Source organism: Herbidospora daliensis, assembly GCF_001570585.1.
GTDB lineage: Bacteria > Actinomycetota > Actinomycetes > Streptosporangiales > Streptosporangiaceae > Herbidospora > Herbidospora daliensis.
This window is the reverse complement of record NZ_BBXF01000001.1, coordinates 530,137-546,969: the sequence shown is the minus strand read 5'-3', so window position 1 is coordinate 546,969 and position 16,833 is coordinate 530,137. Positions and strand designations below refer to the sequence as shown.

The following is a 16,833-nucleotide window of genomic DNA, read 5'->3' as shown; positions in this document are numbered from 1 at the left end:
CTCTGCTCTGGACAACCTACAAAAAGGTGGCGTAGATTCCACCGCACGCCGGTTCCGGGCGAAAACGATCTGGATCGTTCCGCCGGGCTGCCAAACTGTCGCGAAGCAGCGGACCCCCAGCCCCCACCGATGCCGTTGGCGAGGAGAGAACGTGACGAGTGCGACGTCGGACAAACCCGCCATCGGAGCCCTGGTCGCGGTTCGCGGGCAGCGCTGGGTGGTGAGCGATGTCGAGGCGGGCACGTCCAGCACGCTGGTGAGCCTGCAGAGCGTTGAAGAGGGGCGATACGGCCACACGCTCGACGTGATCTGGGAAGTCGAACCCGGGAGCAGGGTCCTGCCCGGCGGCTCACTACCTGAGGTGACCGCGTTCGACCCGCCCGCGCGGCTGGCGGCGTTCCTCGACGCGATCCGGTGGTCGGCCGTCACCTCCGCCGACGTGAAGATGTTGCAGGCGCCGTTCCGGTCGGGCGTCGCTCTCGAGGACTACCAGCTTGAGCCGGTCGCCCGCGCGGTCGAGGCGCCCAGGGTCAACCTCCTGCTCGCCGACGACGTCGGTCTTGGCAAGACCATCGAGGCGGGCCTGGTCGCGCAGGAACTCCTGCTGACGCAGCGCGCCCGGCGGATCATGGTGGTCTGCCCGGCGGGGCTGACGCTGAAATGGAAAGACGAGATGGCTGAGAAGTTCGGCCTCGACTTCACCATCATCGACACGGAGCGCTGCGCGATTGTTCGCCGCACCCACGGAAGCGCGGCCAACCCGTTCGAGATCCACCCGCTGACCATCGTCAGCCTTCCCTGGCTGCGAGGGCAGAAAGCGCAGCGGCTGATCGACGAAATGCTCGACCCCACCGGCGAGAAGCGCGCCTTCGACCTGCTCATCCTCGACGAGGCACACCACGTCGCCCCGGCCGCTCCCAAACAGGTGTACGCCGTCGACTCCCAGCAGACCAAGCTCATCCGCAGGCTGTCTCCCCACTTCACCCACCGGCTGTTCCTGTCCGCCACTCCCCACAACGGCTACCAGGCGTCGTTCACCGCGCTGCTGGAAACCCTCGACGACCAGCGGTTCGCCCGCGGGATCGAGCCCGACTCAGCCGCGCTCACCGATGTCGTCGTGCGACGCCTGAAGCGGGACATCAAGAACGCCGACGGGTCCGAGAGGTTCCGCCGCCGCGAAGCTCACGCGATGCCCGTTCTCTATCCGGCCGACGAGCGGGAGATCCACGAGCTCCTCAAAGAGTTCGCCGAGGTGCGGCGCAGGCGCCTGACCAAGCAGCGGGGCCGCAAAGCGGCCGACCTCGTGACCCTGCTGCTCAAGAAGCGGCTCTTCTCCAGCCCGGCTGCGTTCCTTCACACGGTCGGCGTCTACCTCGAAACCGTGAAGGGCAGGGTTGCCGACACCTTCGACGAGTCCGACGACGTCCCCGAATGGCTGGAGGAGTTCGCCGACTACACGGCTTCGCTCGACGACGAGTCACTCGCCGAGGCCGAAGACGACGCGGTCAACCGCGCCCACCCCCTGCAGGAAGGCGCGACCCGGCAGGAGGTCGAGCTCTTGGAGCGCATGCAGCAATGGGCGAAGAAGCACGCCGTCCGGCCTGACGCCAAGGCGCGGGAGCTCATCACCTATCTCACGGCCGTCTGCCGCCCCGACACGCACTGGGAGAACGAGCGCGTCGTGGTGTTCACCGAATACCGCGACACCCAGACCTGGCTGGCCGGCCTGCTGACGCAGGAGGGTCTCGGCGGAGACCGGCTGAAGCTGCTCCACGGCGGCATGTCCACCGAAGAGCGCGAACAGGTGCGGCAGGCCTTTCAGAAGGACCCCGCCGAATACGACGTGCGGATTCTCATCGCCACCGACGCGGCGGGGGAAGGCATCGACCTGCAGAATCACTGCCACCGGCTGGTCAACTACGATATCCCGTTCAATCCCAACAAGCTCGAACAGCGCATCGGCCGCATTGACCGCTACGGCCAGCGGCACACTCCGGACATCCGCCACTTCATCGGCACCGGCTGGACCACCGCCGTCGACTCCTACGAGGCCGACCTGGAGTTCCTCGCCCGCATCGCCGAGAAAGTGGCCCGGCAGCAGAAGGACCTCGGTCCGGTCAACGCGGTCATCTCCGAGCGGGTCCAGCGCCGGATGCTCGGCGAAGACGTCGGCCTCGACGACGTCGATCGCGTCGCACCCACCGAGGACGTACCCGTCGAGACCGACATCGGCGCACAGGTCAAAAAGCTCCGCGCGCGGCTCGACGAGACCGTCGGCGAGCTGCGGATCACCCCCGGGAACATCAAACGGGTGGTCGACACAGCCCTCGACCTGGCCAGACAGCAGCCGCTCAAGCCCCACCTCGACGAGAAGCACCTCATCGAAGGGCTTTTCGAGGTGCCGACGCTGACCGCGTCGTGGGAACGGGCCTCGGCCGGGCTGCTCGAGAAGATCACCAAAGACGGCGCCCCGCCGAAACAGCGCCCGGTGACCTTCGACCCGGACGCTCTCACCGAGTTGCGCGACGACGTCGTGCTCGCCCACCTCAACCACCCGCTGGTCGCCATGTCGACCCGGCTGCTGCGCGCCGCGGTCTCCAACCCCGACATCGGTCTCAACCGGGTGACCGCTGTGATCAGCGACGATCCCGCCCTGGAGACCACGCTGATCGGCGCCTACGCCAGATTCGTCCTGGTCGGCGGCGACGGGATGCGGCTCCACGAAGAGGTCATCTACGCCGGCGGCTGGGCCCAGCAGAGCGGCCGGTTCCGCCGCCTCGACGCCCAGGGCGCCCTCAACGGCATCCTCGACCGGGGCCTGAACCAGGGACTGCCCGCATCTCCCCACCTGCACCGGCGGCTGGCCGAGGTCTGGGGCCGGATGCGGCCCGGCCTGGTCGACGCGATCGAGGCGCGCATGCGCACCCGTCGCGACTCGCTCGACAACGCGCTGGCCAAACGCCAGGAAGCCGAGCTGAACCGCATCGCGGCCAACTTCGACCGGTTCGCGGCCACCCTGCGCGCCACCCTGGCCGCCGGTGAGGAGGACGACGGCCTGTTCTCGGTCATCGAGGCGACCAAAGACGAGCAGGAGATCCGCCAGTATCTGAAGGACCGCGACTCGTGGCAGGCCCGCCTCGACCGGCTCGACGAGGAGAGGCGGCGCGAGCAGGAAGCCGTCGCGGCCCGCTACCGCGACTTCAAGGAACACCTTTTCCCCGTAGCCGTGATCTTCGTCGTTCCCAGGCAGGAGGCCTCCCGATGAGCCAGGCCGGTTGGCGCAAGCAGCCCGACGCGTCCCGCGTGCACCAAGACTGGCTGAGCCTCGTCGAGGTCTCCGGCCCGTTCCTCTCCCTGCCCGTGCTCCGGCGCACCTGGCCGTCGCTCGACCCCCTGGACAAGGCCGCCCGCGAGCGGCTGCGCCTCGAACACGGCACCTGGCAGGCGGATGGGCTTCCCGGCGACTGGATCCTGTACGTGCTGCGCCACCTCCTCGGCTGGGAGGAGGCCCTGCACACGACCGGGCTCGACACCTTCAGCCTGGAGGTCCCTCAGCACGACACCTGGCTGACGCCCGACTTCGCCCTGGTCACACCGGGTGAGGAAGCCAAGCCGGGCACGGTCCGGCTGCTCGGCCTGATCAGCGACGACCGCCCGACCGCCCGCGTCAAGGGAGACGCCTGGGCCGCGACCACCGTCGACCGCCTCGCCCAGCTCTGCCGCCACCACGACGTCGAACTCGGCCTGGCCACGGACGGCCGCTGGTGGACTCTCGTGTGGGCCCCGCGCGGTGGTGTCACAACGAGCGCCACCTTCGACGCCATCTCCTGGCCCGAGGCCGCCGAGCGCGATGTCGTGCGCGCGTTCGTCTCCCTACTGAGCCGGGCCCGCTTCTTCTCCTATCCCGACGACGAGACCCTGGTCGCCCTCCTCAAGTCGAGCAAGGACAACCAGGAGGACATCACCGAGGCGCTGGGTGTCCAGGTCCGCCAGGCGGTCGAACTGCTGGTGGCGGCTATCGGCCGGGCCGGCATCCGCGACCGCGAGGCGGGCGGCCCGGGCATCGACGACGTCGAGGCCCACGACGTCTACCGGGGCGCGGTGACCGTCATGATGCGCATCGTCTTCGTCCTCTTCGCCGAAGAACGCGGCCTGCTGCCGTCGGACAACCAGCTCTACGCCACCGCCTACTCGGCCGGTGGCCTCTGCGCCGAGCTGGAGCAGCGCGCACTCGAAGGCAGCGAGAACGACCTGGAGCAGACCCAGGCGGCCTGGCACCGGCTGCTGGCTCTCTTCAATGCCGTGTACGCCGGCATCGACCATCCCCGTCTGAAGATGCATGCCCACGACGGCTCCATGTTCGACCCTGATGTGTATGCGTGGCTGCCGCTGTCGATCGACGACCGGACCGTGCTGCACATGCTCAAAGCGGTCCAGTACGTGCAGATCGGGACCCGAAAGACGGGGGAGCGGCGCAAACTCAGCTTCCGGGAACTCGACGTCGAGCAGATCGGCTACGTCTACGAGGGCCTGCTGTCCTTTGAGGGCCGCCGCGCCACCGACACCGTTGTGGGGCTGGTCGGAAAGTCCGGTCTGGAGGAGGAGGTCGACCTCTCTGACCTACAGAGACTTGCGGCCCAGTCGGGTGGGGAACTGGCCGCGAGGCTGGCGGAGAAGTACAAGTCCTCCGGCATCGGCACGGCCTCGGCCGTCGCCAAGCGCCTGGCGCCCCTGTCGAGCGCCGAGCGCGTCGAGGCGCTGCGCAAGCTGCTGGCCGTGACGGGAGGAGACCGTGATCTGGCCGAACAGGTGCTGCCCTTCTACGGCATCCTCCGCCACGACCTGCGCGAACTGCCCGTGGTCATCCTCAACGGGGCGCTCTATGTGACCGAGTCGGCGCTGCGGAAGAACACCGGAACCCACTATACGCCGCGTGACCTCGCCGAGCAGGTGGTCGAGGGGGCGCTGGAGCCGCTGGTCTATCGGATCGGGCCACTCCAGACGGCTGACCAGTCGAAGTGGGAGCCGAAGTCGAGCGCGGAAATCCTCGAGCTGAAGGTTGCCGACATTGCGATGGGCTCGGCGGCGTTCCTGGTCGCCGCCGCGCGCTACCTGAGCCGGCATCTCGTGGAGGCGTGGTCACGGGAAGAAGACCCCCGTGCGGTTGCCTATCGGGCGGCCGGTTCAGCTTCTAGTACGGGAGATGCGGACCAGGACCCAGTAGTCGTCGAGGCCATCCGCCAGATCATCGAACACTGCCTTTACGGGGTGGATATCAACCCCATGGCGGTCGAGATGGCAAAACTGTCACTCTGGCTCGTGTCGATGGACCGTGAACGGCCTTTCACCTTCCTCGACGACCGGCTGGTCGCAGGGGATTCGCTGCTGGGAATTACCTCGCTCGACCAGCTAGAGGTCATGCATATGGACCCGAAGCGGGGACGAGAAATCCATGAGAAGCGGGCGCTTCGGAACTTTGCGATCGGGGCACGCGATGTAGTTCGCGAGGTCGCGAAGGCGCGTCGGAAACTGGCCGGCATTCAACTTGGTAGCAACCCTATGGCTGCGCTAGCCACGAAACGTAGCATTCTCGCCGATGCAGAACTGAAGACGTCACAGGCGCGGCTGTTCGCTGATCTTGTGGTGGGAGCGGCGCTCGCTTACGCGAGTAGGGGTGACATCGGTCTCCGCAGTGGCTCAATCGGCGCCTCTGACTTTGTTCGGCGCATCAGAGAGAATTCGCCTCGAGCCGAACTGGAAGCTCGGGAGCAATGCAAGAAGTGGCTCAACCGGGATCGAGTTTCCGAATCCTTCGAACGTCGGCCAATTCATTGGCCATTGGTATTTCCTGAAGTATTTGACAGAGATCTATGTGGTCGAGGCGGCGATCCAGGATTCGACGCTATTATCGGCAATCCGCCATTCTTGGGGGGCACCAAAATCACCGCGCCTCTAGGTGTTGCCTATCGGGAATATCTTGTCGAGGGCATCGCGGGTGGGGTCCGGGCGGGTGGGAGGTGTGATCTAGTGGCTTACTTTGTGCTCCGTGCTCATAGTTTGATCACTTCGACGGGACAGGTGGGAGTTATCGCCACAAATACGCTTGCTCAAGGAGATACGCGCGAAGTTGGCCTTGGGCAACTCTTGCAACGAGGGATCACTATTAGGCGGGCAATCAAGAGCAAGCCGTGGCCTTCCAAAAGTGCCACTTTGGAATACTGTGCCATCTGGACTACCGGCATGCTCCTAGGTGACAAGGTCAAGGCCATCAAGGATGACGTAGCTGTCCCTATGATCAACTCTTCATTGGACGCCGATTTTCAAATATCGGATGATCCGTCAAAGCTGCAGGCCAACGATGGAACTGCATATCAAGGTTCGAAGCTGGATGGGATCGGCTTTGCAATGGATCCAGATGTTGCCGGAATCATGATCGATCGTGATAGTCGCAATTCCGAGGTTCTTTTTCCTTTCTTGAATGGGCAGGATCTAAACTCCGACCCTGATTGTATTGCCAGTCGGTGGGTGGTCAATTTCAGAGACTGGGAGGAGAGCAAGGCTAGGAGTTACACGGATCCATATGATCACGTAGTTAGGCTTGTTAAGCCTGTTCGAGCAAATCACAGCGAGAAGCGAACGCGAGAAGCTTGGTGGCGCTACCAAAGGTCTCGGCCGGAACTCTACGAAGCTATTTCTAGGCTGGATCGGGTCATTGCTCTTACTCGGGTTAGCAAGCTTGTAATGCCGGCCATGGTCCACACCGGTCAGGTGATCAGTGAGGCCGTTGTGGTTTTTGCCACCGACGACACAGCAATGCTTGCTCTGCTATCGAGCGCTCAACACTACTGGTGGGCGCGAGCAAGAGCCTCTTCGATGAAAGCGGATCTCCGATACACGCCCTCGGATGTCTTTGAGACCCTGCCGCTTCCCGAGCTCACGCAAGAGATGCGGGATATCGGCCAGGAGCTCGACGTCTATCGTCGAAATCTCATGCTTTCGCGGAAAGCTGGGCTGACCGTCACCTACAACATGGTCAACGACCCCGCCAATACCGACGAGGACATCGTCGACCTGCGCCGCATCCACCGTGCCATCGACGAGGCCGTCTGTCGGGCCTACGCCTGGGATGATTTGATCGACAAGCTCGAATACGGTCACCGCCCCGTCGCGCGGGAGACCCGCTACACCGTCGGCCCTACCGTGCAACGGGAGTTTGTCGACCGGCTTCTTAAGCTCAACCACGAGCGTTACGCCGACGAAGTCGCCCGCGGCCTGCATGACAAGGCCAGGAAGAGGGCCAAGCGCGCCGCGGACGAAACCCTGTTCTGATGTCCGCGATCCCACTCCCCGCTCTTGCCGGATCACCACCGAGGAACCGCCAACCTCATGATCAATGACCAGGAGGACCTGTTCCCCGACCTGGGCAACAGGCAGCAGACGCTCGACTTGACCTCAGCGCCGGCCCCGGAGGCTCAGGTCGTACAGGAAGAGGCGCCGCTGGACCAGCCTCAAGAGTTCGTCCCAGGATCCTCGTACACGATCAGGGACGAGTTCCAGGAACTGGTCCTCCACGATCTTCTCGGCCCGTGGAACGGCGACTACGAGGAGTTCTCGCCCCGCGCCATGGGCCCCCGCGAGCGCTACCTGGTCGGCATGCTTGGCCCGAAGCACTCGCCGACCTCCTCAAGAGATGAGGCCGACGAGGTCCCTGACACCGAGATCGCCGTCCAGGGCGATGCGTCGGAGGCCGATCTGCCCGAGATCACCACATCGCAGAACCTCGGTCGTCTCTGGGCCTCCTCCATGGGGCTGTCGTTCGCGGTGCCCGCCGACGTCGACGTGGTCGCGGTCTCCACGTCGTGGGGCCACTACACGAAGTCCGAGGTCGAGCAGGAGGGCGGCAAGAAGGTCCGGACCTGGGCGCGTCGACCTGTCAGTCACGATAAGGAGATCCGGCTCGATCGTGGCTCGTCGGCGCGTGTCCCGCTCACCGGCGGACGAGCCGACGATCCCGGGGTCCTGCTGGCGATCACCGTGCAGAACCGGGACGACCGCCGGGTGGTCGAGCTGGCGCTGATCAACACCCAGGTCGAGCCGTCGAGCAACAAGGACACGGCCTGGCTGTTCCAGACCGAGCTGAAGGTACGCGCACTCGACGGCGCCAGGGCGATCTTCCTGCCCATCGACGACCCGCTCGACGGCGGCCAGGCCGGATACGACGACGAGGACGCCCACCTACGCCTGCTCTACCGCAACGAACGCCGCTACGCATCAGGTCGCAACGTCGCCGTCCACGCCGAGATCGGCCCGGACGAGCGATGCGCGCACGAGCTGCGCACGACCTGGCTGCCCGAGTACAACGTGCCGGCGACCGTCGCGCCGACCGACGGTCTCGACGGTGTCGAGCTGTCGATGGACGCGCTGGCCGCCGTCGGCCGGGAGGAGCTTCGCGCCGGTCTCGCGCCCCTCGCCGACGGATACGTGCACTGGCTGAACCTGCGCGACGCCGACATTCCGGGCCTACCCGAGGCGCTGCGGCCGGTGGCCGAGAACGCGGTGTTCAAGGCACGTATGGCGGCCGGGCGGATCAAGGCGGGCATCGACCTGCTGATGCGCGACGACGACGCCTTCAAGGCGTTCCGGTTCGCCAACGAGACGATGGCCGCGCAGCGGCGGCACAGCGCGATCGCCAAGCTGCGGCAGGAACGCGGGCTGACCTTCGAGCAGGCCACCGAGGTCGTCAAGGAGCAGGGCGCGAAGGCGGCGTCGTGGCGGGCGTTCCAGCTCGCGTTCGTCCTGCTCAACCTGCCCGCGCTGGCCGACCCGGCCCACCCGGAACGGGCTGCCGACCATACCGGCACCGCCGACCTGCTGTTCTTCCCCACGGGTGGCGGCAAGACCGAGGCCTATCTGGGGCTGACCGCGTACACCTTCGCCATCAGGCGCCTGCAGAAGGTGGTGGGCGCGGCCGAGCAGGCCCGCAGCGGGCTCGACGGAGTGGCCGTGCTGATGCGGTACACGCTCCGGCTGCTCACCGCGCAGCAGTTCCAGCGGGCCGCCGCGCTCGTCTGCGCCGCGGAGATGATCCGCCGCGACGATCCGGTTACCTGGGGTGGCACACCCTTCCGTATCGGGCTCTGGGTCGGTGGCACCGTGTCGCCGAACTGGTTCGACGGGGCCCAGAAGGAGGTCGACGCCGCGCGGGCGGCTCCGGAGGGCAAACGGCCCAATGTGCTGCAGACCCTCGCCTGTCCCTGGTGCGGTCAGACCCTGCGCGGTCACCAGGATCTGCACGTCGACGAAGACCGTCGCCGGGTGGTGCTCTACTGCGCCAACGGTGAAGGGGTGACCGCCTGCCCGTTCTCCCGGCGCATGTCGCCGGGCGAGGGGCTGCCGATCCTGACGGTCGACGAGGAGATCTACCGGCTCACGCCGAGCCTGGTCATCGCCACGGTCGACAAGCTCGCCCAGCTCCCGTGGAAGGGGTTCGCCGGGAACCTGTTCGGGCGGGTCCGGGAGTGGTGTCCCCGCCACGGCTATCGCCACGACGACCTGGACGACAAGACCGGCTGCACGCCCCGGCACAACGCGAAGGGCGCGCTTCCGGCCACTCAGATACAGCAGGTCGTCCCGTTGCGTCCGCCGGACCTGATCATCCAGGACGAGCTGCACCTGATCTCGGGCGCTCTCGGCACCACGGTCGGCCTCTTCGAGGCCGCGGTCGATGAGCTGTGTACGTGGGGTGACAACCACGGACCCAAGATCGTCGCCTCCACGGCCACCACCAAGCGGGCGGACGCCCAGGTCCTCGGCGTCTTCGCGAGAGAACTGGCGATCTTCCCGCCGCAGGTCATCGACGTGGCCGACACCTTCTTCTCGCGCCAGGTCGCGATCACGCCCGCCGACCCCGGCCGGCGCTACCTCGGCGTGTGCGCGCACGGGGTGCGCCTCAAGTCCGCCGAAATCCGGCTCGCGGAGATCCTGCTCATCGCCGGCCAGACCACCTTCGACAAGTACGGGGCGCCCGCCGATCCGTACATGACCTTGGTCGGCTACTTCAACGCCACTCGCGAACTGGCCGGCATGCGGCGCTACGTCGACGACGACGTGACCACCCGCATCCGGTCGCACGGCAGGCGCAAGGGCCTTTCGAACCGGCTGTCGACCCGGCTGGAGATGCTCACCGTCCAGGAGCTGACGTCGCGGATCTCCTCCACCGACATCAGCGAGGTGCTCAGGAACCTGGAGGTCGGCTTCGACCCGGAGTTCGACACCTCCCGCCGCAAGTTCGACATCGCGCAGGAGCGGGCGTTCGCCTATCGCGACAAGCGGCCGGAACACCAGCTCGTCGGCCGGCGTTCCGCGCGCAAACGGTTGCCCGTGGACGTCGTGCTGGCCACTTCGATGCTGCAGGTCGGCGTGGACGTGTCGCGGTTCGGGCTGATGGTGGTGACGGGCCAGCCCAAGAACACGGCCGAGTACATCCAGGCGTCCTCCCGTGTCGGCCGTGACGCCGAGCGGCCCGGACTGGTGGTGACGCTCTACAACTGGTCACGCCCACGTGACCTGGCCCATTTCGAGGACTTCGAGCACTACCACGCCACCTTCTACCGGCAGGTGGAGGCACTGTCGGTCACCCCGTACACGCGAAGGGCCCTTGACCGAGGCGTCACGGCCGCCTTCGTCGCGGCGCTGCGCAACGCGGATGACACCTACTCCCGCAACGCCGACGCCCAGGACGTCGATCTGGGCGGACCGCTGGCCGCCCGGGTCCGGGACAGGTTCCTGGCCAGGGCGGAGGCGGTGGCGGGCGAACGTGGACGTGACTACCTGCGCGAACGCCTCAACGTGGTGACCGACGTCTGGAACAGGGAGCAGGGTGGAGAGTTCCGGCTCGGCTACCAGGCGAACTCGTCCAGCAAGCAGCAGCTCAAGGGGCTGCTGCACCAGGCGGGAGACGGCCGGTGGGACACGATGACCATTGGTCAGTCGATGCGCGAGACCGAAAACGAGATCAACCTCCTGGTTCCCCGAGTCGAGGAGATGTTCGCCCCCGCCTATGGGGTGCCCGAGTGGGTCTTCGCCTCGACGGGGGCGGACGACAGCGATGATGACACTCCCGAGGGCGACGAACTCGGCGAGACCACGTTGAATGGAAAGGGGCGGTGATGGCCGGAAGGCCCGAGAGGCACCGGCGGAGGGTCGGCGCGGTACGGCCGAGCCATCTGATGTTCACCGGAGGAGTCGGTGCGCTGGTCGACCTGCCCAACTTCTCGGTCCTGGTCAGGGGTGTGGACGACTGGCGCTACGAGTCGGCCGCCGGTCCGGCGGAACTGGCCGAGCCCCGGCTTCTTGCGGCCGTGCAGACCCTGCTGGGCAAGACGGTCACGAAGTTGAAGCCGGCCCCCTGGAGACCGGACGGGGATGGCGACGACGCCGCCCGGGTCGGGGTGCCGACGGTTCCGTTCCCCGCGTGGATGCGGTGCACGGCCTGCAACACGCTGGCCCCCATCGAGTCACAGGTCGTCTTCGACTTCGAGAACAGCAGGAAGCACGCGCCGCACGAGGCCCGGTTCTTCCACAAGAGCTGCCCCCGGAAGAAGTCGGGCACCAAGCCGCTGGCCGTGGCCGCCCGCTTCGTGCTCGCGTGTACGGCCGGTCATCTCGACGACTTTCCCTACGCCCGGTTCGTGCATCGAGGTGGTAAGTGCGAGGTCGACTTCCCGCCGCTGAGCATGGACGACCGGGGCGGCAATCTCGGCGCCAACGTGGAGATCAAGTGTGACCGCTGCGAGCAGCGGCGCAACATCACCGAGGCCATGGGCCGCCGGGGTGAGCAGAACCTGCCGGCCTGCCGAGGCCGCCACCCCCACCTGTCGACGTTCGAGACGTGCACCCGGCCGGTACGGGTTCTCGTCGTCGGCGCGTCCAACCAGTGGTTCGCCCAGACGCTGTCGTCGTTGTGGGTGCCGGAGACGGGGGCAAGCGTTCTGGCCGCCAAAGTGGCCCAGCACTGGTCGGCCCTCTACGGCATCCAGAACGTCAGCATGCTGCCGTACCTACGTGACAACGTGCCGGCGCTGCGTGAGTTCGACAAGTGGGACGACCAGACCCTGTGGGAGGCGCTCGAACAGCATCGCACCCGCATCGACGCGCCCGAACCCCCGGAACAGGGCTACCCCGACCTGCGGACCGCTGAATGGGAGGTGCTCTCGGCCGTTGAGCTGCCCGAACCCGATGCCGACTTCACCCTGCGCCGCGACCCCGACGGCGTCCCTGAACCGCTTCTCGGTGTCTTCGCCGATGTCATCCAGGCCGAACGGCTCCGTGAGGTCCGGGCCCTCATCGGCTTCACCCGCCTGGACGCCCCCGACCCCGAAGACCCCGACCTGGTCACCCGGGCCCCTCTCGCCAGAGACAAGCCCACGTGGGTTCCGGCGAGCGAAGTCCGGGGAGAGGGGATCTTCCTCAAGCTTCCTGAAGACCTCCTGTCGGACTGGGAGAAGCGCGTCGAGAGCACACTCGCCCTCCGGGAGCACAAGGAGGCCTATGGACGCTTCCGGACGCACCGCTACAGCGATCGCATCAAGAACACCTTCGACGAGATGCAGCACTGGCCCGGGGCCCGGTTCTACGCCCTGCACACGCTGTCCCATCTGTTGATCAGGACGATCGCGCTGGAATGCGGCTACAGCTCGGCGAGCCTGTCGGAGCGCATCTACGCGGGCTCGGCTGACGACCCACGCGCCGGCATCCTGATCTACACGGCGGTGCCCGACGCGGAGGGAACCCTCGGCGGCCTGGTCTCCCTGGCCGAGCCGGCGAACCTCGTCCGGTTGACCCGCCGGGCGCTGCATGACGCTATGCACTGCTCGTCCGACCCGTTGTGCTCTGGACGCCTGCCGCAGGCCCCGGCCGACTTCCTGCACGGAGCCGCCTGCCACGTGTGCCTGTTCGTCTCCGAGACCACCTGTGAGCGCGGCAACCGCTTCCTCGACCGGCGGTTCGTGGTGCCCATCGACGACCCCGACCTGGCCCTCTATCCCGAGCTGCCGTGACGCGGCGTTCGCGCTTCACCGAGGCCGTGGCTGCGGCAGCCGCCACGATGGGGCCGTCCCGGTTGCGTGTCCTGGCCGACCGGATCGCCGACGGACGGCCTAGGAGCGCGATCCCCGGGGCACTGCCGGTGCCGGGCTTCGCCGACGCGGCGCGGGACGTGCTGGCCGCGGTCGACGCGGAGTCCGTACCCGATGTCGAGGCGGTCGCCTATCTGAGGGGAGTGGCCGACGGGCATGCCCAGCACGCCGGGGCCATCAGGGTCGAGCCGGTCTGGAGCGGACCGGGTAGCCATTCAGTTCCGGTGCGGGCGACCGCGCAGGTGCTGGTGGATCTGGTCGCCGAGGCGGTCCAAGAGCTGGTGCTGATGACCTATTCGGCCAAACCGTACGCTCCTTTGCTGGAGGCCCTGCGCACGGCGGTCCGGCGGGGCGTCTCGGTGATCGCGGTGGTCGAAACCCTCCAAGGGGCCGGTTCCGCCTTGGGCGGTGCCGAGCCGGCGGCGGCGTTCCTGACCGTGCCCGGAGTCGAGCTGTGGCACTGGCCTGCCGCCCACCGGGCCGGACCCGGTGAGGCGGATGGGAAAGGTGCGAAGATGCACGCCAAACTGGCCGTGGCGGACCGGCGGGTGCTGCTGGTGTCCAGCGCCAACCTGACCCAGTCGGGAGTTGCCAGGAACATCGAGGCAGGACTGCTGGTGCACGGCGGGGCCGCGCCGCAGCGCGCGGCCGAGCACGTCGCCGAGCTGCGGGCCAGAGGCGTGCTCGAACGGCTCCGCTAGGGGAGAGAGGTATGTGATGCACGACGACGCCACGGCCAACGCCACGGTGGCGGCGGGCGACATCGCCCGGCTGGCCGGAGTGGGCCGGGCCGCCGTCAGCAACTGGCGCCGCAGGTTTCAGGACTTTCCCGAACCGGTCGGCGGGACCTCGTCCAATCCACTCTTCTCGCTCGCCGAAGTCGAGACCTGGCTGCGCGAGCAGGGAAAACTCGACGAGCTCCCCGAGGACGAACGAGCCTGGCAGCTGATCCGCAACTCCGCAGACGATCTTGAGCTCGCGTGGCTGGTGAGCAGGGTGGCCGCGACCCTGGTGCGGAATCGGCTGCTCCTGGGAGCATGGGACCCGCCTCCCGAGCCGCTCGTCGAGGCTGCGGCCGGACTCGCCGCCCGGCACGGCACCGCAGACGCGGTGGAGTTCCTGTTCAAACGCTACGTCGAGACTCACTCCCGCCGGGTGTCGACCGTCCCCGCCCCCGTCGCGGCACTGATGGCGCGGTTGCTCGGGCCCTGTGTCACTGTGCTCGATCCGATCTGCGGCCCCGGCACGCTGCTCATGGAGGCGCTGTTCGAACGGGGCAAGGTGCGCGGGCAGGAGCGCGACCCCGCGATGGCGCTGTTCGCCGCCGCCCGCATCGCGGCGAAAGGGCCGGAGACACAGGTCCGAGAAGGGGACGCGCTGCTCAACGACGCCTGGCCCGACATCCACGTCGACGGGGCCATGTGCGTGCCGCCCTTCAACGAGCGTGGCTGGGGCTACGAACAGCTCACCAACGACCCCCGATGGCAGTACGGCCTGCCGCCGCGTGGCGAATCGGAGCTCGCTTGGGTGCAACACTGCCTCGCCCGTGTTTCGCCGGGTGGCCGAGTGGTGGTCCTGATGCCCCCGGCCGCGGCCAACCGGCGGTCCGGACGCCGGATCCGGGCGCAACTCCTGCGGACTGGCACCCTCCAGGCGGTCATCGGACTGCCGGCCGGTTCGGCCCCGCAGTCGGCGCTGCCACCCCACATATGGGTGCTACGCCGCCCCGATGACACAGCCGGCGTCCCCGCCACCGTTCTCATGGCCGATGGCCCGATAGAGGCGTTCGCCGACGGCATCGAAGCGGTGGGTCACCCTGTCCCGATCATCGATCTGCTCGACGACGACGTCGACCTGACCCCGTCGCGTCATCTGCCGAAGGTGGCGGCCGTCCGGATGGACGATCTCGATCGGACCCGTGACACCCTCGGGCGGTTCACGGCCGGACTGGCCGGGCTGTTGCCGGGTGTCGGCCCGGAGACCCGCGATCTGGCCATGACCACTCTCGCGGAGCTGGCCAGGGCCGGAACCGTCCAGATCGAGCAGACACCGATGCGGATGGAGACGGAATCGGGGCCGGTGCCGCTGCTCACGGCGAAGGACGTCACTCTCGGCCGGGGCCCGACGGGTCAGGGAGAAGATGGCCGTGACGTCGTGACGGCCAGGCCCGGCGACATTGTCATTCCCGTCGTGACCCGCCTGGTGACCGCGCGGGTGATGACGGAGGAGGTCGCGCTCGGCCCCCACCTGATCCTGATCCGGGTGGATTCGGCCGTCCTCGACCCCCGCTTCGTGGCCGGTTTCCTCCGGGTCTCCGCTGAGCTGGCCGCGACGACGGGGTCCGGCGCCTATCGCGTGGACGTGCGGCGGGCGCGCCTGCCGCGGCTGCCCGTCGACGAACAGCGGCGCTATGGCGAGGTGTTCCGGCAGGTGGAGATCTTCGAGAGCGCCGTACGTCAGGTCGCGGAGACCGGCGGTTCCCTGGTGGAGCAGATCCTCCAGGGGCTGATCAACGGACAGCTCCGGCCGTCCGGCTAACGGGCCATCGACAGCATGAGTTCGGCCGGGGTCGGCCGGTTGCGCGGCTCCTTGTCCAGGCAGGCCGCTAGCGGGCCGCGCAGCGGTGACGGCAGTTCGCGCAGGTCGGGCTGGTAGTGCAAGACGGCCTCGAAGACCTGGAAGACCGTCCGGCCGTCGAACGCCTGACGGCCGGTCGCCCCGTAGTACATCGTCGAGGCCCAGCTGAAGACATCGGTCTGGGGGCTGATCGGCAGCCCCGAGACCTGTTCCGGTGACATGTACGAGGGCGTGCCCTTGACGACGCCCGACGTCATGGTGGCCTGGTCGAGGGCCTTGGCGATCCCGAAGTCGATGACGCGCGGGCCGTCGGGCCCGATGAGGACGTTGGCGGGTTTCAGGTCTCGGTGGACGATCTCAACGGAATGGATGGCGTTCAGCGCGGCGGAGGTGGCGATGGCGAGCCGGACGAGGCTGTCGCCGTTCAGGGGGCCGTTCGCCCGGACGAGCCGGTCCAGCGAGGGCCCGCGGACGTACTCGCTCACGATGTAGGGAGCGTCGTCCTCGAAGCCGACGTCGAGGATCCGGGCGGTGGAGAACGAGGGTACCCGCTTGGCGGCGGTGACCTCGCGAGTGAAACGCAGGTGCCCCTTCGTGCCCTGGAGCCGCTCGTGCAGGACCTTGATCGCGACCTGCCGTCCGTCAGGCCCCGCACCGAGGTAGACGACGCCCTGGCCGCCCTCACCCAGCGTGCTCAAAACGGTGTATGTCCCATACATGCGCACCCGCGGAGGTGCAGGGGAGACCGGCGGCGCGGGCGGCGCGGGCGTACCCCAGGGATTCCAGGGGCCGGAGCCCGGGGGTACAGGAGTGGCTGGGACGGAGATCGGCGGGTTGGAGATCGGCGGGACAGCCATGCGCGGTCGGGCCAGGCGGGCCTTGAGCACAAAGGCGTGGACGCTGCCTCCCCACCACGGCCCCAGCGCCCACATGAAGGCTGCGACCGAGTTCTGCCAGGACTCGGGGCCGTAGATCCCAGTGAGCGCGAAGGCCGCGAGGAGGAGAACGAAATGGGCCCCGGCCACCAACCCGTGCTCGCGACTGCGGAGCCGATAGGCGGCGGGTCCGGTGACGCACACCGTGAGAAGCCCAAATGACCATAGAGGCGCTAAAGTCCAAC

Annotated in this window: 7 protein-coding genes; 6 read left to right on the top strand and 1 reads right to left on the bottom strand. The window is 67.5% G+C overall.

What is annotated here, in order from left to right:
- The first annotated feature begins 151 nt into the window (after positions 1–151).
- Genes drmD through AW274_RS01970 form a run of 6 tightly spaced genes read left to right on the top strand, consistent with a single transcriptional unit; the run spans position 152 to position 15,674 of the window.
- Positions 152–3,265: a DISARM system SNF2-like helicase DrmD gene (gene drmD, locus AW274_RS01995; RefSeq protein WP_062428737.1), complete on the top strand. Its 3,114-nt coding sequence runs from the start codon at positions 152–154 to the stop codon at positions 3,263–3,265.
- Entirely contained in the window at positions 3,262–7,329 is a 4,068-nt protein-coding gene (locus AW274_RS01990) for an Eco57I restriction-modification methylase domain-containing protein (protein ID WP_062428735.1), read from the top strand. Before drmD ends, AW274_RS01990 begins: the two co-directional genes overlap by 4 nt.
- Before the next feature lie 57 nt (positions 7,330–7,386).
- On the top strand, positions 7,387–11,169 hold the full coding sequence (drmA, locus tag AW274_RS01985; protein WP_062428733.1) for a DISARM system helicase DrmA: 3,783 nt from the start codon (positions 7,387–7,389) through the stop codon (positions 11,167–11,169).
- Positions 11,169–13,058, top strand: a complete 1,890-nt coding sequence (gene drmB / locus AW274_RS01980; protein ID WP_062428731.1) for a DUF1998 domain-containing protein — start codon at positions 11,169–11,171, stop codon at positions 13,056–13,058. Before drmA ends, drmB begins: the two co-directional genes overlap by 1 nt.
- A complete protein-coding gene (gene drmC, locus AW274_RS01975; RefSeq protein WP_062428729.1) occupies positions 13,055–13,837 on the top strand; it encodes a DISARM system phospholipase D-like protein DrmC in 783 nt (260 codons plus the stop codon). The genes drmB and drmC overlap by 4 nt, the downstream gene beginning before the upstream one ends.
- A gap of 16 nt (positions 13,838–13,853) precedes the next feature.
- Positions 13,854–15,674, top strand: a complete 1,821-nt coding sequence (locus AW274_RS01970; protein WP_062428727.1) for an N-6 DNA methylase — start codon at positions 13,854–13,856, stop codon at positions 15,672–15,674.
- Here AW274_RS01970 and AW274_RS40970 read toward each other — a convergent pair.
- Positions 15,671–16,411 (bottom strand): serine/threonine-protein kinase, encoded by a 741-nt coding sequence (locus tag AW274_RS40970; RefSeq protein ID WP_062428725.1) that lies wholly within the window; start codon positions 16,409–16,411, stop codon positions 15,671–15,673. The genes AW274_RS01970 and AW274_RS40970 overlap by 4 nt on opposite strands.
- Between the last annotated feature and the right edge of the window lie 422 nt (positions 16,412–16,833).